This window comes from Streptomyces sp. NPDC001056, from assembly GCF_053598955.1.
In genome coordinates this window covers 19,605-41,887 of the sequence record NZ_JBSFLI010000034.1, presented here as the reverse complement: position 1 = coordinate 41,887, position 22,283 = coordinate 19,605, and the positions used below count along the sequence as shown (strand labels likewise).

General features: G+C 75.3%; 15 protein-coding genes. 4 read left to right on the top strand and 11 right to left on the bottom strand.

Features of this window, described 5'->3' with window-relative positions; translation table 11 throughout:
* Positions 1-705: 705 nt before the first annotated feature.
* Positions 706-1,398: an ANTAR domain-containing protein gene (locus ACWDD7_RS30475; protein ID WP_450459777.1), complete on the bottom strand. Its 693-nt coding sequence runs from the start codon at positions 1,396-1,398 to the stop codon at positions 706-708.
* Between the two features lie 183 nt (positions 1,399-1,581).
* On the opposite strand from ACWDD7_RS30475, the gene ACWDD7_RS30470 reads away from it, so the two are divergent.
* Positions 1,582-2,520, top strand: coding sequence for an anti-sigma factor RsbA family regulatory protein (locus tag ACWDD7_RS30470; protein WP_450459776.1), 939 nt, complete (start codon positions 1,582-1,584; stop codon positions 2,518-2,520).
* Positions 2,521-2,771: 251 nt separating this feature from the next.
* Here ACWDD7_RS30470 and ACWDD7_RS30465 read toward each other — a convergent pair whose 3' ends face one another.
* The 5 genes from ACWDD7_RS30465 to ACWDD7_RS30445 form a co-directional block, all read right to left on the bottom strand.
* Entirely contained in the window at positions 2,772-3,809 is a 1,038-nt protein-coding gene (locus ACWDD7_RS30465; protein WP_450459775.1) for a rod shape-determining protein, read from the bottom strand.
* A gap of 139 nt (positions 3,810-3,948) precedes the next feature.
* Positions 3,949-7,728, bottom strand: a complete 3,780-nt coding sequence (locus tag ACWDD7_RS30460) for an SAV_2336 N-terminal domain-related protein (protein WP_450459774.1) — start codon at positions 7,726-7,728, stop codon at positions 3,949-3,951.
* A complete protein-coding gene (locus tag ACWDD7_RS30455) occupies positions 7,718-8,761 on the bottom strand; it encodes an AAA family ATPase (protein WP_351874677.1) in 1,044 nt (347 codons plus the stop codon). Before ACWDD7_RS30455 ends, ACWDD7_RS30460 begins: the two co-directional genes overlap by 11 nt.
* A 34-nt stretch (positions 8,762-8,795) precedes the next feature.
* On the bottom strand, positions 8,796-10,607 hold the full coding sequence (locus ACWDD7_RS30450) for a VMAP-C domain-containing protein (RefSeq protein WP_450459773.1): 1,812 nt from the start codon (positions 10,605-10,607) through the stop codon (positions 8,796-8,798).
* Positions 10,604-10,990, bottom strand: a complete 387-nt coding sequence (locus ACWDD7_RS30445) for a CU044_2847 family protein (RefSeq protein WP_351874683.1) — start codon at positions 10,988-10,990, stop codon at positions 10,604-10,606. Before ACWDD7_RS30445 ends, ACWDD7_RS30450 begins: the two co-directional genes overlap by 4 nt.
* A 290-nt stretch (positions 10,991-11,280) precedes the next feature.
* Here ACWDD7_RS30445 and ACWDD7_RS30440 point away from each other — a divergent pair, with 290 nt between their 5' ends.
* Positions 11,281-14,910 carry a S8 family serine peptidase gene (locus ACWDD7_RS30440; protein WP_450459772.1) on the top strand — a complete coding sequence of 1,210 codons (3,630 nt, stop codon included), beginning with the start codon at positions 11,281-11,283 and terminating at the stop codon, positions 14,908-14,910.
* Between the two features lie 16 nt (positions 14,911-14,926).
* Here the strand turns inward: ACWDD7_RS30440 and ACWDD7_RS30435 are convergent, their stop codons facing one another.
* From ACWDD7_RS30435 to ACWDD7_RS30425, 3 genes are all read right to left on the bottom strand, one after another.
* Complete coding sequence (locus ACWDD7_RS30435; protein ID WP_450459771.1) at positions 14,927-16,291, bottom strand: carboxyl transferase domain-containing protein; 1,365 nt, start codon at positions 16,289-16,291, stop codon at positions 14,927-14,929.
* Entirely contained in the window at positions 16,284-17,729 is a 1,446-nt protein-coding gene (locus ACWDD7_RS30430; protein ID WP_450459770.1) for an acyl-CoA synthetase, read from the bottom strand. The genes ACWDD7_RS30435 and ACWDD7_RS30430 overlap by 8 nt, the downstream gene beginning before the upstream one ends.
* A 124-nt stretch (positions 17,730-17,853) precedes the next feature.
* Complete coding sequence (locus tag ACWDD7_RS30425) at positions 17,854-18,855, bottom strand: MerR family transcriptional regulator (protein WP_450459769.1); 1,002 nt, start codon at positions 18,853-18,855, stop codon at positions 17,854-17,856.
* Between the two features lie 134 nt (positions 18,856-18,989).
* Here ACWDD7_RS30425 and ACWDD7_RS30420 point away from each other — a divergent pair, with 134 nt between their 5' ends.
* Positions 18,990-19,871 carry an ATP-grasp domain-containing protein gene (locus tag ACWDD7_RS30420; protein ID WP_351874695.1) on the top strand — a complete coding sequence of 294 codons (882 nt, stop codon included), beginning with the start codon at positions 18,990-18,992 and terminating at the stop codon, positions 19,869-19,871.
* A gap of 7 nt (positions 19,872-19,878) precedes the next feature.
* Here the strand turns inward: ACWDD7_RS30420 and ACWDD7_RS30415 are convergent, their stop codons facing one another.
* Positions 19,879-20,781: a LysR family transcriptional regulator gene (locus tag ACWDD7_RS30415; RefSeq protein WP_450459768.1), complete on the bottom strand. Its 903-nt coding sequence runs from the start codon at positions 20,779-20,781 to the stop codon at positions 19,879-19,881.
* A 97-nt stretch (positions 20,782-20,878) separates the two neighbouring features.
* Between ACWDD7_RS30415 and ACWDD7_RS30410 the strand changes: the two genes are divergently transcribed.
* Positions 20,879-21,709 (top strand): oxidoreductase, encoded by an 831-nt coding sequence (locus ACWDD7_RS30410; RefSeq protein ID WP_450459767.1) that lies wholly within the window; start codon positions 20,879-20,881, stop codon positions 21,707-21,709.
* On the opposite strand, the gene ACWDD7_RS30405 is transcribed toward ACWDD7_RS30410, so the two are convergent.
* Entirely contained in the window at positions 21,663-22,268 is a 606-nt protein-coding gene (locus ACWDD7_RS30405; protein WP_450459766.1) for a hypothetical protein, read from the bottom strand. The two genes, ACWDD7_RS30410 and ACWDD7_RS30405, sit on opposite strands and share 47 nt — an antisense overlap.
* Positions 22,269-22,283: the final 15 nt, after the last annotated feature.

Here is a 22,283-nt window from a genome sequence, read left to right as displayed (position 1 = left end):
CGCTGGTCGCGGGCGCGGCCTTCCGCCCCCGGCGCTGCCCGCCCTGGGGGCGGAAGGCGCGCCGACATAGCTGACTTCGCTGACTGTCCGCGCGCGGTGCGGCGCTCTGCGGGATACCCCCGTCGGAGGTCGCGCGGCGGATCGCCGACGCGATCCCCGCCCTCCCGCTACCGTCAGAACCCCCAGCCACCACCCCGCCCCCCCAGGAACACGGCTGCCTCGACCAGCCCAGCGGCCTGACCCTGCACGGCTGGCAGTAACGAAGGGGCCCTGGCCGCGGTGGTGGTCAGGGCCATGACGGGCCGCCGCTGTGTCAGGCCGCCATCATGGCCATGGCCGTGGGCGCGGCGGCCTGCTCCCGGCCGTGGGTTCGAGTCCCACCCGCATGGCGGCCTCTCTGCACCCGGTCGACGTAGCGGGCCCTCCCCGCATGGCCGAAACGGCGCTGTTGGCCCCCGCCTCCTGAAGTCCGGTACCGGGTCGGCCGTCGGCCTGCGGACGCCATGGCGTGGATCCGCAGCGGCCGCGGGGCTTGAAGCCCTCCTTGCGTGGGCACGGACCTCCTACCGATGTCGGCAGCAGGAGGCGTCATGGACCGTCGGATTCGGGTGCGGGTCAGCCGGCGGCCGGTTGCGCCGCGGGAGCAGGAGATCGATCGCAGGACCCCGTCGGGGCGCGTGCTGCCGTACTGAGGTGCGGTGCGCCTCAGGGAAGGTGCCGGGCGGCGGCGGTGCGCAAGGCGCTGCGCGCGGGTTCCGGCGGGGGCGGGCCGTCCGGGGCCGCGCTCGCGATGATGGCGGCGGCGATGCGGTGGACCTTGGTGTTGGAGTGCTGGGAGGCGTCGCGAAGGATCTCCCACGCCTGGTCGGGGGTGCACCCGTGGGCGGCCATCAGGACGCCGCGGGCCTGGTCGATCACGGGGCGGGAGTCCAGCGCGTGCCGCAGCTGGGCTATCTCCAGGCGCAGGACGTCCAGTTGTTCGGCGCGCTCCCGGGCGACCGCGGAGGTGGTGCGGACCGGGGGTCCGGCCGGACCCCCCGCGGCGGCCTCGCCGGTGCGCAGCGGATCGGTGGTGTCGAGGCCGATCAGTTCCAGGACCCGGCGCGGCTGGCCCCGCCAGCCGCACGCGGTGACGCGTACGCCGCGGCGGCGGCTGTACTCGGCCAGCAGGTCCAGACAGGCGAGTCCGGTCGTGTCCAGGAAGGACACCCCGGCCAGGTCCAGCTCCACCGCGGTGATGCCCGGCGGCAGGGCGGCCAGGGCGTCGCCGAGGGTGTCCGTACCGCCGTGCACCAGCTCGCCGCGGGCCGCGAGCACGGCGCGCCGGCCCTGCGTACGGGCGTCGATCACCAGGGCGTCCAGTCGTACGGTGTGGGCTGCGAGTCCCGCTGAGGTCATGTCTCCCCTCCCGCTCGGTCCATGGGCACCACGTGAGTCGCCTGCCCTGCGTGCGGACGCCTACACCCCCCGTGTCCCATAGGGCGGCCGGACCGTCCGCGGAATCCGCGCCGTGTGGTTTTCGCCGGCGCGGACAGGGGCAGGCGCGGGCGTGGCCCAGGCTGCCGGGAAGCGAGGTGTCCGATGAGCGGCGAGCCCTTCGCGCACCCCGCGCTCTTCTACGGCGGCACCCGTGCCTACCTCGCCGGCACCGTCCCCTTCGTCCGCGCCGCGCTGGCCGCCGGCGAGCCGGTCGCCGTCGCCGTGCCCGGGGAGAGGCTGGAGCTGATCCGGGACGCGTTGGGCGCGGACGGCGACGGGGTGCGGTTCCTCGACATGCGGGAGGCCGGGCGCAACCCCGGCCGGATCATCCCCGGTGTGCTGCGCGCCTTCGCCGACGCCCAGCCTCCCGGACGGCGTACCCGGATCATCGGCGAGCCGGTCTGGGCGGGGCGCGGCCCCGCCGAGTACCCCGCCTGTGTGCAGCACGAGGCGCTGATCAACGCCGCGTTCCGGGGGCGGGAGGTCACCATCCTGTGCCCGTACGACACCGCCGCGCTGGACCCGCGGGCGCTGGCCGACGCGTGGGCCACCCATCCCGTCGTCATCGAGGGCGCCGAGGAGCGGCCCAGTGCGGCCTACGACCCGGAGGGCGTCGTCGCCCGCTGCAACGCGCCGCTGCCGCCCCCGCCGGCCGACGGACCCGGGGTGCTCCGCGTCGCGTTCGACGCGGACCGGCTGCCCGCGGTGCGGCACCTGGCCACCCGGCACGGCGGCGGGCTGGGGCTCGCCGGTGTGGCGCTGGAGAACCTGACCCTCGTCGCCGCCGAGCTGACCACCAACAGCGTGGTGCACGGCGGCGGTCGGGGCACGCTCACCGTGTGGGCGCAGGACGGCCAGGTGCTGTGCGAGGTGCGCGACGGGGGCCGGCTGACCGATCCGCTGGCCGGGCGCCGGCCCGCCGACCGTGACCAACGCGGCGGTCGCGGGCTGCTGTTGGTCAACCTGGTGGCGGACCTGGTGCGGACGCACACGCGGACGGACGGTACGACGATCCGCTGTCACCTCGGCGGACCGCACTAGCGCATGAGCCCGATCCCCGTCGCCCGTTCACCGCTGAGCGAGACCAGCCGCCATGTGCTCGTGGCCGGCGGCCAGGATCTCGTCTTCGGCCTGGAGACCTCCGCCAGCCGGATCGCCCACCTCGCCGCGGTGGGCGCCCTGACCCACCTCCTGATGGGCCTGCGCCCCGAGACCGCACGGTGCCGCCTCGACCTGTCCGCGGACATCACGGCCGACCACGCCTACTGGACCTCCCCTCGGCCGAAGGGAGTTCAGGCGGCCAGCGGGTCGAGGACCAGCGGCTCGATCCGGCCCTCCAGCATCTCGCCGAGCCCCTGGGCCGCGCACACGTCCGGGCGCTCGGCGATGGCCACCGGCATCCCGGTGGCCTCGCGCACCATCTGGTCGAACCCGGGCAGCAGCGCCGAGCCGCCGACCATGATGACCCCGCGGTCGACGAGATCGGCCACCAGATCCGGCGGGCACTCGCGCAGCACCTTGCCGATGCCGTCCAGGACCGCCGTCAGCGGGGTCTGGATCGCCTTGCGCACGGCCGCCGTGTCCATCCGCACGGTGCGCGGCAGCCCGGTGGCCACGTCCCGGCCGTTGATCTCGGTCCGGGCCGGTCCCTGCGGGGTGAGTCCGGTGCCGGACAGGGCCAGTTGCAGCGGTCGTACCGAGTGGCTCGGCAGCAACAGCTGGTGCGTGTGCCGCAGGTACTGCACGATCGCGTGGTCCACGGCCTCCCCGCCCACCGGGATCCGCTCGGCCGTGACGATCGAGCCCAGCGACAGCACCGCGACCTGCGTCGCCGCCGCCCCGCACACCATGATCATGGTGGCCTCGGGCCGCTCCACCGGCAGCCCGCAGCCCACCGCCGCCGCGATCAGCGTGTCCACCAGCTCCACCCGGCGCGCGCCGAGCCCGAGCAGCGTCTCGATCGTCGCCCGCTGGGCCAGCGGATCGGCGTCGTGCGGGGTGCACGCGGCCGCGCGCAGCCGGGCCTTGCGGCGCAGCGCCCGGCGCAGCTTGTCGCCCATCAGGTGCCGCAGCATGCGCTGGGCCATGTCGATGTCGACGACCGTGCCGCCGGAGACGGGCCGTACGACCCTGATGTAGTCCGGCGTCCGGCCGGTCATCTGTTCCGCGAAGTCGCCCACCGCGATCAGCGAGCCGGAACGGACGTTCACGGCCGCGACCGAGGGCTGGTCCACGACGAGCCCCGCGCCCTTCACGTACACCCGGGTCCGGGCCGCGCCCAGGTCGACGGCGAAGTGACAGCGGCGCAACTGCTCCAGGCTGACGGACACGGCAGCTCCTTCCGGGCGCGGGGGCATTCCCTGCTCTCCGCATCCTGCGCGCCGCGCCGGTCCGCCCGCCTTTTGTGGGGGGCCGGGCGGGGCGCCGCCGAACGGGGGTAATCGCGGGGCTCCCCGGTGTGTCGCCGGGTCAGGCGGCGCGGATCGCCTCCAGGAGGGGTTCGAGCGTGGAGACGACCGCCTCCCCGCCGGCGTCGCGCAGCAGCCGCCGCCCGGAGACGGACGGGGCGAACCCGATGAAGGGCAGGCCGAGCCGCTGGGCCGCCGTCAGTTCGGCGACCGAGGAACCGAGCAGCACGGCCCGGTGGGCCGGCACGTCGAGGTGTGCCAGGGCCCGGAGCAGACAGCCGGGGTTCGGCGTCAGCAGGCCCGGATCCCCGCGGCGCGCGTGCACCCCCGCGAGAGGCAGTTTGTACGACTGCACGCCCCGCTGCACCGCCCGGGAACTCACGTCCGACACCACGCTCACCCGCCGCCCGGACCTGTGCAGCGCGCGCACCAGGGCGAGCGAGCGGTGCGTCATCGGCGCGTCGGGCACGGCGGCCAGTTCCAGCTCCTCAAGGCGCTCCTCCAGCAGTGGCCCGAGCCGGTCCCGGGCGAACGCGCGCAGCAGATCCAGCGGATGCGGGAACACCCCCCGTCCCCCTGCCACCGGCAGCGGCTGCCCCGCCAACGCGTCCTGCGGATCGCGGTGTTCGGCCACGATGCCCAGCAGGTCGAGTACGGCCGCGTGGGCGCTCTGCGCGGTGAACAACCGGGCGAGGGGCCCCTCGAAGCCGACCAGTACGCACTCGGCCCCGGTGAGCAGGGCCCCCGGCGGCGGGGTGGCGGTCCGTCCGCGCCCGTCCGCGCCCCGCGTCCCCAGCCGCACGGTGTACGACACGGTGAGTCCCGGCACCGGCCAGTCGCGCACCCCGTCGTTCACCGCGCGCTCGGCGGCGCCCGCCCGGCGCGCCGGGTGCCGGGCGGTGATCCGGGCGGCCGTTTCGCGCAGGTGCTCCAGCAGCAGGGCGGAGACGCCGGCGACACCGGCCCGGACGAAGGCGACGGGGTCGGTCACCTGCCAGGTCAGCTCCGCCACCGCCGTGAACGCCGTCTTCCCGGAACCGGGCAGGGACAGGGTGCGCCGGGCCTGCTGCACGGTGAGGTCGACCGTGTAGTACGTCTCCGGGCGGGGGGCGTACGGGCGGATGGGGTCGAGCAGGGTGAGGGTGCCGCCGGGGCGGGTGTGCACGACGGCCGTACGCCCCGGGGTGGGCACGCCCAGCTCGCGCAGGTCCTGGGTGATGAACGGGCCCTCCACCAGCTGGCGCCGGGGGCGCTCGGTGGTGAGCGGGCAGTGCCAGGCCGCGGCGGGCGCGTCCGGGGCGTCGTCGTAGTAGACCGGCTCGAAGGGCGGGGCGTCCCGCGCGGCGGAGCTGGCGGCGAACTCGTCGTAGAGCGCGGGTGGTACGAGGACGTCGATGCCGGTGGCGGCCTGCGGCAGCTGGCCGAACGACGTCCCGAACATCACCCGCAACGCCGTCGGCTCCGTCAACCCGGCCACGCTGAAAGGGAGTTCCCGCAGCACGGCGACGAGGACGGGCAGCAGGTAGGCGTCGGGACCGGTGCGCACCCGGTAGCCGTCCGGGAGGGCCTCGACCCGGAACCGGTCGACGGGCAGCGACCGGGAGAGGATCTCGTGCACGGCGGCTTCGAGCGTGATGCGGGTCTCGGGGTGGCCGGTGAGGTCGCCGGTGGTGAAGAGGACCTGGGGGCTGCCCTGAAGGGCGTCGACGATGTCCGAGAACGCCGCGACGGTCTCCAGGCGGCTCCCGTGGACGACCGGAGCGGCGTCCAGACACGTCAGGACCGGCCCGTTCGGGGAGAGGACCACGGAACGGGTGGTCAGCTCGCCGCACGGTCCCTCCCGCCTGCGCAGCGCGAGGACCGCCTCGCCGAGCTTCCGCGTCAGGGCGTCCGTCTCGGCGAGGGACAGCCACTCCGCGACGGCCATGCGCTGGAACAGCGTGGGCCCTTCGACGAACTCCCGCACCAGATAGGGAGTCCCGCCGTCGAAGCCGTGATCGAGGACCCGCGCGATCCCCGGCTCGTCCACCTCCATGAGGTCCCGGCAGACCTGGGCGAAGGGGCCGAGAAGCTCGTCCGGCGCGTACCGGCACACGACGACCAGCGCACCCCCGTCCCGCGTGTCCTCGGCGACCCACCCCCGGTCCCCCGTGTGCGACCTCCGCACCAGCCGGTACCGCCCCGCGAGCAGCCCCCCGCCGCCCGCCGGCGCCAGCCTGCGCACGCTCTCCGCGCGGAGCATGGCGACCGGCTCGTGCTCCACGGGCGTCGGCAGACCCCGCTCGGACGGCACCACCGCCCGGAATCCGCCCGGCGCCCGACCCGCCAGCTCGTCGATGAACTCGCCCATCCGGTCGAGCAGTTCGACCGTCCGATTGCGCTCGGTGCGCGGCAGCCCGAGCAGCAGCAGCTCCCGCACCCCCTCCCGGAACGCGTACGACCCGGCCGGCGCCCCCGGCAGCGCGGTGAGCATGCCGCTGAGTACGACCTCGGCCAGGTGCTGCGGCCGCGGGTCCGGTTCCACCGCGGCCTGCACCAGCCGCATCACCGGCAGGTCGGGCCGCCCGACCGCGAGATGCCCGGCCAGCCGGAACGCCTCCGGGGACGCGGTCGCCCGGAACCGCAGCACCAACTCCTCGGCGGACAGCCCGCCGATGTCCGTACGGTCCTCCGCGTCGACCGGCAACGGCCGCCCCAACCGGGCCGCGGCCGCCGGGAACCGGGTGCCGCCCGGCGTGCTGATCAGCCCGGCCCAGTTCGCCAGCCACCGCGGCTCCGGCTCCAGCACCGGGAGGGTGACGGCGGCCGCCGCCTCGTCGGACTCGCACCGTTCGTACGGCGCGAAGGTGAGCGCGGCGGACGGCGCCACCGGGTGCGGCGCCGACAGCCGGCCGGGTGCGGCGGGCAGCGCCGACTCCCGCCACAGATGCTCGGGCAGCGGTTGTACGACGGCCAGCGGCATCCGGCGCGCCCAGCGGTGCAGGGTGGCGTACCAGAGGGTGCCGGCGGGGCCCTCCCGCCACTGCGGGCCCATGCAGTCGCTGATCAGCAGGGTGACGGTACGGCCGTCCGCGGGGAGCTGCCCGTCGGGGCCGCGCACCGTGCCGTCGGCGTCGGCTCGGTACAGGGTGACCGTGCGGAACGCGCCCGACTGGGCCAGCGCCGTGTGCAGTTCGCGGACCAGCGGGCGCCAGACCGGCATCGTGGGACCGGCGTCGTACACCAGGTTCAGGCTCAGCCAGCGCTCCCGGGCGGGCCGCAGCACCGGGAGCCATCCGTCGGGTCGCGCGCCCAGGCGGGCGATGCGGTCGGCGGTGGCCCGCTCGTCCAGCTCCCGGCCGATGGGCGCGTCGACCCGGCGCCGCAGGGGGCGCAGCGCGCGCTGGAGGGCGAGCGGGTGGCGCAGCATCGGGGGCGCGGGGGCCAGCAGGGTGGTGTGCGGCGGGCGGTCCGCGGAAGGCGCGGGGGAGGGGAGGCGCAGCGGGACCCGGGAGGGGGGTTCGGGGACGGCCGGTGGGGCGGGGGGCGGCTGGTGCCGCTCGTTCTCCGGGGGCTGGGACCGGGGCTGGGGCTCAGGGGCGGGGCGGGAGGGCGATGGCCGCGGTGCGGCGCTCTTGGGGTCCTGGGCGGGGAGGGCCGGAGTGCCCTGCCCCGGGTCCTCGGCCCCCATGTGCCGGGCCAGCCACAGCAGTTCGGCCAGTTCGCGCGGGGTCGGCGGCACGCCCCGGCCCGCCTCGGCCAGTACGGCGGCGAGGCGGGCCAGGGTGTCCGGGGCGTCCGGGGCGTCCGGGGCGTCCGGGGCGTCCGCGGATTCCGGGGCGCCGGGGGTGTCAGAAGACATCGGTCTGCGCGCTCTGTCCCAGGTGCGGCATCAGCCGCTCGGCCAGCTGGTCCAGGGACCCGGTGTCCAGGTCGCTGGTACGGGCGAGGTAGATCGCGTTGAGGAGCTGGTCGGTGGCCAGGTCGCCCGCGCTGGTGCGGTCCAGGAAGCGGCCGATCAGTTCGCGGGCGTAGGCGTCGGGCTCGCCCAGGTGGGCGCGGACGATGTCGGCGAGATGCCGGTCGTCCGGCCGGCGCAGGTGCAGGGTGACGCAGCGGCGCAGGAAGGCGGGCGGGAACTCGCGCTCGCCGTTGCTGGTGAGCACGACGAACGGGAAGGCCCGGCACCGGACGTGGCCGCGCACCACCGGGACCCGCTCGTCGGTGCCGTCGGCCAGGACCCGGGCGGTGCCGTCCGGGGCGAGCCGAGCGGCGCGCACCAGCTCGGGGATCTGGTACTGGCCCTCCTCCAGCACGTTCAGCAGGTCGTTGGGCAGGTCGAGGTCGCTCTTGTCGATCTCGTCGATGAGCAGCGCGCGGGGGCGGTCGTAGGGCAGCAGGGCGGTGCCGAGGGGGCCGAGGCGCAGATGGTGCTCGATGCCGGTCTCGTCGGGCGCCTCGCCCGGCGGTTCCGGGCGGTCCTGGTGCGTCGCCTGCTGCCGTGCCGCGTACAGGCGGGACAGCGGATCGTACTGGTAGAGCCCGTCGTGCAGGGTGCTGCGGCTGGTGATGTTCCAGCGCAGCACCGGACCGAGCCGCAGCTCGCGCGCGACGGCGTACACCAGGGAGGACTTGCCGGTGCCGGGCGGGCCGGTGACCAGCAGCGGGCGGCGCAGGTACAGGGCCGCGTTGACCAGTTGCACCGTGTCCTCGGTGGCCCGGTACGTCTCGGCGCGGTGCACCCGGTCCGGGGAGACGGCCGAGCGGTCGGCGGACGCGTCCGGCGGGTCCAGCACCGGGCCGCCGTCGAAGGCGCGCCACGGGGGCGGCGGGGGCAGCTGCGCGATGCCGTCGTGCGGCGCGTTCGTACCGGTGTAGACGGGCCACAGGGGCATGGCTTCTTCTTCTCCGTGGTGGGGGTGCGGGCGGTCAGTCGACGGGGGAGTGCAGGCTGGCGGCGGGCTCGGGGAAGCAGCGGGGGTCGTCCCAGAGCAGCTGCAGGTCCCGCGCCCAGTGCCGGTCGGGCTCGTCGGCGGCGTCCGCCGTCATCCGTAACGACCGGACGTGACGGGGGAGTTCGGCGGGCGGGACCTCGGCCACGGCGACCGCGAGCTGGTCCAGGAAGGCGGCGCCGGGGCAGCGGGCTCCGGTACGGGGCGGGTCGGCGGTCACGGTCACCGCGGCTGCCGCCTCCCGGTGTCCGCTCCAGGCCTGGCGCGGGTCCTCGTGCGCCTTTGCGCACGTCCGCTCCCCGTGCACCCCGGCCGGGCAACCCGTACGGGACCACAGCAGGACCGGGACCGGGACGTTGAGGCCGATCTCGAAGTGTTCCCGGGCCGCCGTCGGCGGGACCGCGAACCCGGCGAGTCCCGCGTCGCCGTCCCACAGCCGCTTGCGCAGGCTCGGCGGCCGCTCCTGGCTGCCGCACTCCACGCGGTGCACCTCCACCGGGCGCCCGCCGTCCAGCTTCTGCCACTTCTTGCGCAGCTGGTGCCGCAACCGGTTGCTGCGGTGCCGCGCGCGGTCGGTCACCACGAGGGGGTAGGCGCAGCCCAGTGGCGTGCTGTCGTCCGCGCCGCACTCCCAGTGCGCCACCGCCTCGTTGAGCCACTCGCGCGGCAGCACGAAGGTCACCAGTTCCTCGGCGTCCGGGTCGAGATGGGCGACGGCGTCGTCGATGCGGTGCTGGACGTACGACCGTACGTCGGTACGCGGCAGCCGGCGCGTGCCCACCGGGCGGCGCTGTCCGTCGCGGTACGCCGACACCTCCACGGTCACCTGGTCGAGCCCGGCGCCGCTGTGGTCGATCTCCACGACGACCGGCGCCCAGGGCGGGGACGCCTGCGCGGCCTTCCCGTCCTCCGTAGCCCTCGCGAGCGGCGGGGCGGGCGGAGCCACCGGGCCCGCGCCCACCAGCTCCCGCAGCCGTCCCGCCAACCGCTCCACCGCCGCCGGGTCGGGCACCTCCCACTGCACATACGCGGCCGCCGCCCCCAGCGTGGGGAATCCGCCCGCGGGCAGCGGCGGCCCGAAGGCGCCCACCGCGTCCACGTACAGCCGGTTGGGATCGCACTCCCGGGCGCCCGGCACGCACCGCAGCAGCTCGTACAACTCCCGCAGCGTGTCCTCCCGATGGCCCGGCGTGGGCACCAGCTCGCCCAACTCCGGCCAGTACCGGGCCAGTACGTCCAGCGGCAGCATCCGGCCCTTGCGCACGTCCGGCGCCTCCGAGGCCGAGGTGACCATGCCGACCACCCGGCCGTCCGGCAGGGTCGCCGCCGCCCCGCTGAACCCGGCCACGATCGGCTGCCCGTGCCCCTGCCAGGCCACCAGTTCCAGCCACTCTCCCGCGATCAACTGGCCCGAGACGGCCCGGTATTCGGCGAGCGTGCCCTCGTCGTAGCCCCCGGGGAAGCCGTAGGCGACCAGCCGGGGGTACGGCTCCGTGTACGCGGCGCCCGGCGGGGCGAAGCGGGCCGGGGCGAGCGGCACCTCCCGGTCGAGTTCGAGCACGGCCACGTCGCCGGGGTCGGTGAGGCCGCCCGCCCAGCCGCCGTGCGCGACGACCGACGCGGACACCTCGCCCAGCTCCCTGGCGTGCGGGAAGACCACGGACACCGTGTCCTGGTCGCTGAAGCGGACGACATGGGCACAGGTGAGCACCCGGCGGGCGGTGACCAGGAATCCCGCGCCCACCTCGTGGCCACAGTGGATCCGGGCATGCCAGGCGGCACTGTTCATGGGCGCTCGGCGGACTCCGGGCCGACGGCGGTCTGACCGGGCACGCCGGACACCACGGGCGAAGTCCCGGGAGCCCAGCTGAGCTTGACGACCAGCTGGCCCTCCGCGGACCCCTTGGCGATGATCGCACCGGCCTCCGCGGACATCTTCACCCCGAACTCGATCTCCACCGAGTCGGGCCGCAGGCTGCCGTCCCGGAAGACCCGCAGCGCGGCCTCGGCCGCCGCCCGCACGCCGTCCAGCGCGCCCTCGAAGGTGCGCGCCGCCTGTACCACCCCGTCGCCGCGCGAGACCAGCCGGGTGCCGGGCCGGGTGCCGGCGGTGGCCCCCTCGACCACGACGCGGGCGCCGTCCTCGGTCTCGAACTCCACCAACTGGTCCATGCCGCCGCTCGCTCCCCCTCGTCGCAGACCTGTGAGCAACCCCCATGGTACGGACGGCGCTTCGCGCGGCCCACTCATTACGCTCCGGCGGGTCAACCGCCCAAACATGGCGGGAACCCGCCACTGTGACAACCCGCCACGCGCGGCCCCCTGTGCGCTCCCACCGGTCGCACCACACTCTTGCCTGCACGTGAAGCGCAGTACTCGACAGTTCCGGACGAGCCATTCCGGACCAGCCGTACCGGACGGGTCGTTCCGGGCGCGCGATCCGGACGCGGAAGAGGGCGTGGATGACCAGAGGACCAGTCAGACGCCGGGCGGCCCTGCTGTCGGCAGGGCTCGTGCTGGCCGCCGTGCCGGTACCCGGGGCGGCGGCCGCGGACGGGAAGGTCACGGCGGTGGGGCCGGCCGCCCCCGCCCCCGCCCCCCGGACCGTCACCCTCCTCACCGGCGACCAGGTGACCGTCACCGACCTCGGGCACGGCAGGAAGACCGTCACCGTGCGGCGGCCCCGGGGTGCCACCGGAGCCGTCCGCACGCAGACGAGCAACGGCGACCTGACCGTCGTACCGGACGAGGCACTGCCGTACCTGCGCGCGGGGCGGCTGGACCGGCGGCTGTTCGACGTGAGCGCGCTGATACGCCAGGGCCTCGCCGACGGCAAGGCCAAGTCCACGCCCCTGATCGTGAGTTACGGCAAGGACACCCGCGTCCCCGCGGCCGCCCCGGCCGGCACCTCCCGCGGCCGGGGCCTCCCCAGCGTGCGCGGCGCGGCCGTCGAGGCGGGCAAGGGGCGTACGTTCTGGCGGTCGTTCACGCGCGGCGACGGCGTCGCCAAGGTGTGGCTGGACGGGCGGGTCGAGGCCGACATGGCCGAGAGCAACGCCCAGATCGGCACCCCGACCGCGTGGGACGCCGGCCTGACCGGCAAGGGCGTCACCGTCGCCGTCCTCGACTCCGGCGCCGACCTCACCCACCCCGACCTGGCCGACCGTGTCAGCCAGTCCAGGAGTTTCGTCGACGGCGAGGAGGTCGCCGACCGCTACGGGCACGGCACCCACGTCACCTCCACCGTCGGCGGCAGCGGTGCCGCCTCCGACGGCAGGGAGAAGGGCGTCGCGCCGGACGCCACCCTCGCCGTCGGCAAGGTGCTCAGCGACCAGGGCTCGGGCAGCGAGTCGCAGATCATCGCCGGCATGGAGTGGGCCGCGCGGGACGTGCACGCCCGGATCGTCTCGATGAGCCTCGGGTCCGCCGAGCCGAGCGACGGCACCGACCCGATGGCCCAGGCCGTGAACAGCCTCTCCCGGGAGACCGGGGCGCTCTTCGTCGTCGCCGCCGGGAACACCGGCGCGCCCTCCTCCATCAGCTCGCCCGGCGCGGCCGACGCGGCCCTGACCGTCGGCGCGGTCGACTCCGCCGACCAGCCCGCCTACTTCACCAGCGCGGGCCCCCGGCCGGGCGACAACGCCCTCAAGCCCGACCTCTCCGCCCCCGGCGTCGACATCCTCGCCGCCCGCTCCCAACTCGTCGACGGCAGCGGCTACTACACCACGATGAGCGGTACGTCGATGGCGACGCCGCACGTCGCGGGCGTGGCCGCACTCCTCGCGCAGGAGCATCCCGACTGGACCGGCGCCCAGTTGAAGGACGCGCTGATGTCCACGTCCAGGCAACTCGACGTCTCCGCCTACACGGTGGGCGCCGGACGGGTCAGCGTGCCGGACGCCGTACAGGCCACGGTGACCGCCACCGGCAGCGCGGACCTCGGCTTCCACGGCTGGCCCTACGACGCGGACAAGCCGGTCACCAGGACCCTCACCTACACCAACTCCGCCGACCAGGACGTCCACCTGACCCTGTCGGTGCGGGGCGCCCCGGACGGCGTCGCCACCCTCGCGGACTCCTCCCTCACCGTCCCCGCGCACGGCACCGCCGCCACCACCGTCACCGGCGACGGCGCCAAGGCGCCCGTGGGTGACACCAGCGGGCAGATCGTGGCCACCGACGACTCCGGCGCGGTGCGCGCGCACACCGTGTTCGGGCTGGTCAAGGAGGACGAGCGGTACACGCTCACGGTCCACGTCAAGGACCGCGCGGGCGCTCCCACGGCCGCCGACCTCACGGTGCAGCAGCTGGCCATGAACGCGGACCCCCTACAGGAGCACGTGGGCGACTCCGGCACCCTGCGACTCCGCCTGAAGCCGGGCACGTACGCCCTCACGTCCTTCCTCGACGTGCACGGCAGCCACGGCGCCGACTCCCTCGGCCTCGGCTTCCTCTCCGCGCCCGAGGTCACCCTCGACCACGACAGCGACGTCACCCTCGACGGCACGAAGCTGCGGGAGGTGAAGGCGGCGGTGTCCCGGCGCACCGAGACCCACCAGCTCCTCATGGAGTACGACCGTGCCGCGAACGGCGCCGATCTCTTCGGCGCGGTCCAGGTGCCCCTCACCTACGACAGCGTCTTCGCCGCGCCCACGCCCGAGGTCGCCCAGGGCACCTTCGAGTACCGCACGGTGTGGCGGCTGGCGAAGCCGCAGCTGGAGGTCAGGGGCGTCGCCGAGGCCACGGTCCAGCCGGGCGGCACGCTGGTCTCCGGGCGGGAGAAGCTGCCGCTGGTGGACGTCGGCGACGGCGCGATGCCCTCCGCCGTCTCGGGCAAGGCGGTGCTGGCCCACCTCGCCGACGGCGCGGACCCGCTGGCGCTCGCGCGGGCGGCCCAGGACGCGGGCGCGAAGGCGCTGTTCGTCACGGACGACGCGCCGGGGCGGCTGATGGACTGGTGGGGCAACGACGACGACACGAACCGCCCGCTGGTGATCGCCACGGTGGACCAGGCGGACGCGGCGCGGCTGCGGGCGGACGCTTCCGTGGACATGACCGGGACACCCGACTCGCCGTACGTGTACGACCTCTCCGAGGGCCACCGGGGCGCGATCCCGGACCGCGATCTGACCTACCGGCCTTCCGCGCGCCAACTGGCCGCCCTGCACGTCTCGTTCCACGCGGCGCGGCCGACGAGTGGCGGGGAGTTCCGCTACTCCGTCACCGACACCTTCCCCGTCGGTATCGGCTTCCAGGAGAACATCGACCTGCCCGCCAGGCGCACGGACTACGTCTCCACCGGCCCCGGCCAGCTGTGGACCGAGTCCGTCACCATCGGCCCGGGCACGCTGGAGGAGCGCAGCGGGCTGGTGCGCTACGAGGGCGGCAGCCGGCCCCGGCTGCACTGGTTCCAGCCGGTGTGGCACCCGTGGCTCGGTACCGGCCTCGGCTGGGGCGAGCAGCGGACCGGGAACCAGATCCAGTTGAACACGCCCGGGTGGGGCGACTCGGGCCCCGATCACACCGGGTTCGGGGACGTGTGGGGCGACAGCGGGATGAGCCAGTCGACGTCCGTGTACCTGGACGGCACCCTGGCGGACAGCGGCAGCGGCTCGACCGCGTTCGTCTGGGACGCGCCGGCCGACGAGCACACCTACAAGGTGGTGACCGACACCTCGCTGGACCCGGAGCACTGGGAGCTCGCGACGAAGGGGCACACCGAGTGGACCTTCCGCTCGGCCCGGACGCCGGACGACCACGCGACGACGTTGCCGCTGATCAACCTGTCCTACGGGCTCGACACCGACCTCGCGGGCGCCGTGCCCTCGGGGCGGCGGTTGCCGGTGACGCTCGGGGCGCGGTACATGGCCGGCGCCTCGGGGACGGGGACCGTCGGCGGGGGCCGGCTGGAGGTCTCGTACGACGAGGGGGCGACGTGGACCGCGGTGCCCCTGGAAGAGGCCGGTGCCTCGTGGCGCGGGACGCTGACGGTGCCGTCGACCGCCGCCTCCGTTTCCCTGCGGGCGTCGGCTCGGGACGACAAGGGCGGGTCGGTGACGCAGGAGATCGTCCGGGCGGTGGGGGTGAGGTAGCCCTCGGGGGCGCCCCTCAGGGGGCGCCCTCCTGCCCGGGGCCGCGGACGATGCCCCGGATCAGGCCCAGCTCCACCAGATCCTGCGGGCGGACGCGGAGCTGGTCCGCGGTGTTCTCGACGTCCTCCGGGGGGCGTTTGAGGATGGCCGCGGCAAGCTCCGGGGCGATGACCGAGAAGTAGCTGTCCGGGGTGGCCCAGGTGTCGCCGGGGGCGGCCAGCGCCAGGGCGCCGCCCGAGCCGCCCTCGCCGATCACCAGGGTGGTCACCGGCACCCGTGCCCCGGCCACCGCCCCGAACACCTCGGCGATCGCCGCGCCGACCCCCTGCCGCTCGGCCTCCGCGTCGTTCGCGGCACCGGGGGTGTCCACCAGCGTCAGCACCGGCACCCCCAGCCGGTCCGCCATCCGGATCACCCGCGCCGCCGTCCGGTACCCGGCCGGCCGCGTCCCCGTCCCGGTCTGCGCGGCGAACGCGACGGTACGACCGTGGTGCTCGCCGAACCCGCAGAGGATGCCGCCGGGGTCCCGGCCGCCGCACCGGTCGCCGCTGATCTCGACCCGGTGGGCGAAGTAGGCGTCCAGGTAGGCGCGGGCGCGCGGGCGTTCGGGGGAGCGGGCGCGCCGGACGGCGTCCCAGCCGGTGGCGGGGAGGCCGGGGGCGTCGAGGGCGGCCGGGACCGGGGCGGGGGTCCCCCGGTCCGTCCGGGACAGCAGCCGCAGCCACGCCCCCAGGGTCTCCTTCAGGTCCTCCGCCCGCACCACCGCGTCCGCCGCCCCCGCCGCCACCTGGGCCTCGGCCGTGTAGGCGGTGGGGTCGGCGCCGGGCGGGCGGACGCGGGAACCGGCGAAGCCCACCTGGGCCCCGGGGAGGGCCAGGATCACGTCCGCGCCGGCGCCCAGAGTGGCCCACCCGCCGCCGGTGGTGGGGTCGCGCAGGACGGCGATCTGGGGGAGGCCGGCCTCCCGGGCGAGCGCCGACTGCCGTGCGACGCGCTGGAGTTGGGTCAGCGCGACCATGCCCTCCTGCATCCGGCTGCCCCCGGTGGCGATCAACGGCACGACGGGCAGCCGGTGTCCGCGGGCGTACGTGTACGCCCCCTCCAGCCGGTCGCCGGTGCGCTCGCCCAGGGAGCCGCCGAGGAAGCCGAACTCGAAGGCGATCAGCACGACACGGGTGCCCGCGACGGTCGCGGTGCCGCAGACGACGGACTCCTCCTCGCCGGTGCGTTCGGCGGCGCGGGCGCGCGAGGCGTCGTACCCCTGCCAGGCGAGTGGGCCGTCGGGCCCGGACTCCCGCGCCGGGGACGGGAGTTCGGCGAAGGTGCCGTCGTCCGTGACGAGGTCGAGCGTCCCGCGCGCGGTGAGCCGCTGGTCAGGCATCGGTCAGGGCCCGCTTCATGATCTTCCCCATGTCGTTGCGGGGGAGGACGTCCAGGTGGCGGACGACGCGGGGGCGCTTGTGCGGGGCGAGCCGCCGGGCGACGTGGTCCGCCAGCTCCTCGGTGCCGGGCGGGTTCCCGGGGTCCGCCGGGACGATCCAGGCGACGATCCGCTCGCCCAGGTCCGCGTCCGGCTCGCCGGTGACGGCGGCCTCGCGGACGCCCGGGTGTTCGAGGAGCGCGTTCTCGATCTCGCCGGCGCCGATCTTGTAACCGCCGCTCTTGATGAGGTCGGTGGCCTTGCGGCCGACGATCCGGACGTACCCGTCCGGCTCGCGCACGGCCATGTCACCGGTCCGGAACCATCCGTCGGCGGTGAAGGCGGCGGCGGTGGCGTCGGGCCGGTTCAGGTACTCGGTGAACAGGTTGGGCCCGCGCACCTGGATCTCCCCGACACTCTCCCCGTCGCGTCCGGCGATCTCCGTCCCGTCCTCCTCCACCAGCCGCAGCTCCACCCCCGGCAGCGGCACCCCGACCGTCCCGGCCCGGGGCTCCCCGTCCGCGCGCACGCTCGTGTTCATCAGGGTCTCGGTCATGCCGTACCGCTCGACGACCCGGCGCCCGGTGGCCGCCGCGATCCGCTCGTGGTCGTGGACGGGCAGCGCGGCCGAGCCGGAGACGAGCAGCCGGGCCCCGCCGAGGGCCTCGGCCAGCTCGGGGTCGCCCGGGAGGGCCTCGGCGATGCGGTGGTACATCGTCGGGACCCCGAAGAACATGGTCGCGCCGTCCGTGAGCGCGCGTGCGACGCCCTCGGTGGAGAACCGCCCCAGGTGCCGTACGGACCCGCCGCGGCGGAGCGGGCCGAGGACGCCGAGCACCAGCCCGTGCACATGGAACAGCGGCAGACCGTGCACCAGCACGTCGGCCTCCGTCCACTGCCAGGCGTCGGCGAGCGCGTCCAGCGTCGTGGTGAGCGCGCGGCGGGGGAGTACGGCACCCTTGGGCGGGCCGGTGGTGCCGGAGGTGTAGACGACGAGGGCGGGGTCCTCGCCGGACAGTTCGGGGTGCGGGACGTCCGCCCTCGCCTCGACGTCGACGTCGACGCGCTCCAGAGCGCGCAGCGCGTCGGGGAGCCGCGCACCCGGAGCCGCGAGGACGAGGGAGGGCGCGCTGTCGGAGACGATGTGGGCCAGCTCCTTCTCCCCCGACCTGGGGTTGAGCGGCACGGCGGCGGAACCGGCGAGCAGCACGCCGACGACGGCGACCACGGTCTCCATCTCGGGCGTCGCCCACACGGCCACCCGCCCGCCCCGGCCGACCCGCCGGGCCACGACCGCGGCCGCCCCCGCGAGAGCGCCGTACGTCAGCGACTTCCCGTCGAACCGCACGGCCACCCGCTCCCGCGCACCACCATCAAGCCCGCCGAACAGTGAGGACACCCGCGCACCCCTTCACCCTCAGGACCATCCAGCCCCTTCCTACACCACGATCCTTCCCGCGACGACCATGCCCATCCCGGGCGTAGGGCGCGATTCGCCCGGGGCTGTCCGCGGGGTCCGCCCCTCAGGCGGCCGCGTGGAGGTCGGCGACGACGCAGGTCACGTTGTCCGGGGCGCCCGCCGACAGCGCCGCGGCCACCAGTTCCCGCGGCCCCGAGCCCGAGGCCAGCAGTTCCCGGATGCGGGCGTCGGGGACGGCCTCCGTCAGGCCGTCGGAGCACAGCAGGTAGCGGTCGCCCGGCATCGGCTCCTGGAGGCGCAGGTCGGGGACGGGGTCCGCGCCGCCGGTCAGGACCTTGTGCAGCAGCGGGGAGTCGGGGGAGACCCGGTGGTCCTGGGTGAAGCGGTGCAGCGAGCCGCTCCGCAGGAGGTACACCCGCGAGTCCCCGATGTGCGCCAGCGCCATCCGGGACCCGGTCCACAGCAGCGCGGTCAGCGTGGTGCCGACCTCGTTCGTGCCGCTCGCCAGCTCCGCCACCGCCACCCCCGCGGCACGCACCGCGTCCTCCAGCGCCCCCAGCACCCCCTCCGCGGGCAGCGACTCCGCCTCGTCCAGGAAGCGCAGGGCCGCCACCGCCGCCCCGCTCGCCGCCAGCCCCTCGGGCCCGAACCCGTCGGCGACGGCGAGCAGCCTGCGGCCCGCGTACAGGGTGTCCTGGTTGGCCGGGCGCACGAGCCCGCGGTCGGTGTGCGCGGAGTGCCGCAGTTCCCACATCATCGTCGGTTCCCTTCCCGATTCGCCGGTCAGCTGGTCGACGAGAAACGCCGCGAGGTCCCGCCGCACCGCCGTCTCCGCCTCGACCCGCGCCCAGTACGCGCCGATCTCCCGCGCGGCCTCGGCCGGTTCCAGCGCGCACACGGCGCGAATCCCGGCGAGCGGCATCCCGAGCCGCCGCAGCCAGGCCACGAGCCGCGCCCGCCCCAACTGCCCGGTGGAGTAGTACCGGTAGCCCGTGCCGGGGTCGACCTGTGCGGGTCGCAGCAGGTCCAGCTCGTCGTACAGCCGCAGCGCCTTCGGCGACAGCCGGCTCACCCGGGCGAACGCCCCGATCGTCAGCAGTTCCATCGCGTCCCCGTCTCTCGTCGTCCGCCACCGATGCTGGGGCTTCACCGAAGGTGAAGGTCAAACCCCCTGTCCCGGTTCCGGCCCGCTTGTTAGCCTCGCGGGTGTTCGAATGCCGTACGACAGGGAGTCCCGCCGTGCCCCGCATAGCCCTCGCCACCTACGACCCCGGCACCGGGCCCAGCAAGGACGCGGACCTCCCGGTCCTCGTACGGGCGCTGAACGACGCCGGCGCGCGGGCCGACGCCCCCTACTGGGACGACCCCGGCATCGACTGGTCCGCGTACGACCTCGTCGTCGTCCGCTCCACCTGGGACTACAGCTGGCGCGCCGCGGAGTTCACGGCCTGGCTGGGGCGGGCGGCGCGGGCGACCCGGGTCGCCAACCCCGCCGACGTCATCCGGTGGAACGTCGACAAGCGCTACCTGGGCGAGCTGGCCGCGGCCGGCGTCCCCACCGTCCCGACGACCTACATCGCCCCGGGCGAGGCGGCCGGCCACGGCCTCCCCACCGACCACGAGTACGTCGTCAAGCCGACCTCCGGCGCGGGCGCCCGCTTCGCCGCCCGCTACACCCCGGCCGAGCACGACACGGCGGTACGGCACCTCGCGCGGATGCACGCCGAGGGCTTCACCGCGATGGTGCAGCCCTACCTCAAGGGCATCGACGTCACCGGCGAACGCGCCCTCCAGTTCTTCGGCGGCCGTCTGCTGCACGCGAGCCGCAAGGGAGCCGTCCTCGCGCCCGGCACGCCGTACGACGCCGACAAGGTCGCCCACCCCGACCTCACTCCCTGGCAGCCGACGGACGCCGAACTCGCCGTGGCGGAAAAGGCGTTGGCGGCCGTACCCGCCGCCTCCGCGCCCCTCCTCTACGCCCGCGTCGACCTCGCCGACGGCCCCGACGGCGCACCCCGCCTCATGGAACTCGAACTGGTGGAGCCGAACCTCTTCCTCTTCCTCCACCCGGACTCGCTGCCCCGCGCGGTGGACGCGATCCTGGCCGAGGCGGAGGCCTGAGCACGGCCTACCCGCCCACCGTCTCCCGGCACGCCCGCGCGTACGCCCGGACGAGCGGACGCTCCCCGTCCGCCCGCCGCCACGCCAGCGCGTACCGGCTCGGCCCGATACCCCGCACCGGCCGGGTGACGACCCCGCCCAGGCTGATCAACGGCGCGTTGCCCGCGGCGACGAGGCAGACCCCGAGGCCCGCGACCAGCGCCTCGTACGTCTCCTCCGCCCCCGCGATCTCCGCGCCGATCACCGGCGGCCGGCCCGCGCGGGCGTCCAGGGCCAGCCAGTGGTCGCGCAGCACCCCCGCATCGGCCGGCAGGGCGAGGAACGGTTCGGCCGGCAGCTCGGCGAAGTCGATCTCGGCACGGGCGGCGAGCGGATGCGTCTCGGGCAGGGCGAGCAGCCGGGGTTCCTCGGCGAGGACCGTCCAGTCGTAGCGCTCCTCGTCGGGCAGCGGCAGCCAGACGAAGGCGGCGTCGGCGGTGCCGTCGGCGAGCCCGGCGGTCGGGTCGTCCCAGCTCACCTGCCGAAGCCGGACCGTGACGCGGGGGTGGGCGGCGGTGAAGCGGGACCGGATCGCCGGCAGCAGTCCGCCCCGGACCGGGCTGGTGCTCATGCCCACGATGAGCGTGGCGCGCTGGACCGCCTTGGCCGCCTCCACGGCCGCCGCGCCCGCCGCCCACGCGGTCAGCACGGCCCGCGCGTGCGGCAGGAGCGCCTCGCCCGCGGCCGTCAGCGCGACCCCGTGCCGGTCCCGCCGGAACAGCTCCGTCCCCAACTGCCTTTCCAGCGACCGGATCTGCTTGCTCAGGGCGGGCTGGGAGACGTACAGCCGTTCGGCGGCGCGGGTGAAGTGCAGTTCTTCGGCTACGGCGAGGAAGTAGCGCAGATCGCGGGTGTGGGCGTCGGCCGTCATAACCGTTGGCTATCACCGGAAATCTTGGACGGGCAAGGCGGGCGGGCGGTTGGCTGGTGCGTGTCGGGAGGCAACGGGCCGTTCGAGGGGAGTCGTCGTGAACAAGGTATGGCTGGTGACCGGGGCGAGCAGCGGGTTCGGGCGGCACATCACCGAGGCCGCGATCGCGGCCGGTGACGTGGTGATCGGGGCGGCGCGCCGCCCCGAGGCCCTGGACGACCTGGTGGCCGCGCACCCCGACCAGGTGGAGGCGCTGGCCCTGGACGTGACGGACATCGCCGCGGTGGAGGCGGCCGTGGCGGACGTGCTGGCCCGGCACGGGCGGATCGACGTCCTGGTCAACAACGCGGGGCGGGCGCATGTGGGTGCCGTCGAGGAAACCGGCGACCAGGAGCTGCGGGACCTGTTCGACCTGCACTTCTTCGGGCCGGCGGCGTTGGTGCGGGCGGTGCTGCCGGGGATGCGGGAGCGACGGTCGGGGGCGATCGTGCAGATGAGCAGCATGGGCGGGCAGATGTCGTTCGCCGGGTTCGGCGGCTACAGCGCGACGAAGTTCGCGCTGGAGGGGATGTCCGAGGCGCTCGCGGACGAGGTGGCGGAGTACGGGATCAAGGTGCTGATCGTGGAGCCGGGGGCGTTCCGGACGTCGCTGTTCGACGCGCGGCGGACGGCGGTGAGCGCGGACAGCGGGGTGTACGCCAGGGTCGGCGAGACCCGCGGGAACGTGGCCGGCGGGGACGGCGCCCAGCCGGGCGATCCCGCGAAGGCGGCGGCGCTCGTGCTCGCGGCGCTGGCCGCGGAGCGGACGCCGCTGCGGCTTCCGCTCGGCGACGACGGTGTGACGGCCGTCCTCGCCCATCTCGACCAGGTCCGCGACGACGTCACGGCGTGGGAGAAGCGGACCCGGGCGACGGGGTTCGAGGACTGACGCGCGCGGTCCGCTGGAGCAGGCCCCAGGTGAACTCGGCCACGACGTCGTGACGTACGCCGTCCCGGTCGGGCGCGGTGAAGGCGAGGCCCCAGCGAGTGGGGGCGGTGCCCTCCAGGGGGCGGGCCGGGGAGAACGCGCGGGCGACCTCGTCGACGGTGCAGGACCAGGGGGCGAGGTCCTCCACGGTCCGCAGCGCCGGCCCCGCCGCGCCCGGGGCCCGCACGAGCCACTCGTTCCACACGGCGCCATGGGGCCCGACCAGCACCTCGAACCGCAGGCCGGGCCAGAGCGGCAGCGCCCAGCGCCGGGCCTCGCACGCGACGTCCCCGATCCTGCGCGGCTCGGCGCTTTCGGGTTCCCCGAGCACGGACCGGTACCGCGCGGCGGCGCCCCGCGCCCTCGGCGAGCGGACCATCGCCTGCCAGCGCTTGTTGGTCTCCCGCATCTCCGTGATCGACACACGGAGCGTCCGCCGGGCCTCGTCCACGAGAGCGGGGTTGTGATCGGCCATACGGCGCAGCAACACCAGCTGGAAATCAAGAGCCACGTCCCCCATGGTGCCCGGCTGCGG

Coding starts and splice junctions, on each gene's coding strand:
- ACWDD7_RS30475 (WP_450459777.1), bottom strand. CDS start 1,398: ATGACCTCAGCGGGACTCGCAGCCCACACCGTACGACTGGACGCCCTG.
- ACWDD7_RS30470 (WP_450459776.1), top strand. CDS start 1,582: ATGAGCGGCGAGCCCTTCGCGCACCCCGCGCTCTTCTACGGCGGCACC.
- ACWDD7_RS30460 (WP_450459774.1), bottom strand. CDS start 7,728: ATGTCTTCTGACACCCCCGGCGCCCCGGAATCCGCGGACGCCCCGGAC.
- ACWDD7_RS30455 (WP_351874677.1), bottom strand. CDS start 8,761: ATGCCCCTGTGGCCCGTCTACACCGGTACGAACGCGCCGCACGACGGC.
- ACWDD7_RS30450 (WP_450459773.1), bottom strand. CDS start 10,607: ATGAACAGTGCCGCCTGGCATGCCCGGATCCACTGTGGCCACGAGGTG.
- ACWDD7_RS30445 (WP_351874683.1), bottom strand. CDS start 10,990: ATGGACCAGTTGGTGGAGTTCGAGACCGAGGACGGCGCCCGCGTCGTG.
- ACWDD7_RS30440 (WP_450459772.1), top strand. CDS start 11,281: ATGACCAGAGGACCAGTCAGACGCCGGGCGGCCCTGCTGTCGGCAGGG.
- ACWDD7_RS30435 (WP_450459771.1), bottom strand. CDS start 16,291: ATGCCTGACCAGCGGCTCACCGCGCGCGGGACGCTCGACCTCGTCACG.
- ACWDD7_RS30425 (WP_450459769.1), bottom strand. CDS start 18,855: ATGGAACTGCTGACGATCGGGGCGTTCGCCCGGGTGAGCCGGCTGTCG.
- ACWDD7_RS30415 (WP_450459768.1), bottom strand. CDS start 20,781: ATGACGGCCGACGCCCACACCCGCGATCTGCGCTACTTCCTCGCCGTA.
- ACWDD7_RS30405 (WP_450459766.1), bottom strand. CDS start 22,268: ATGGGGGACGTGGCTCTTGATTTCCAGCTGGTGTTGCTGCGCCGTATG.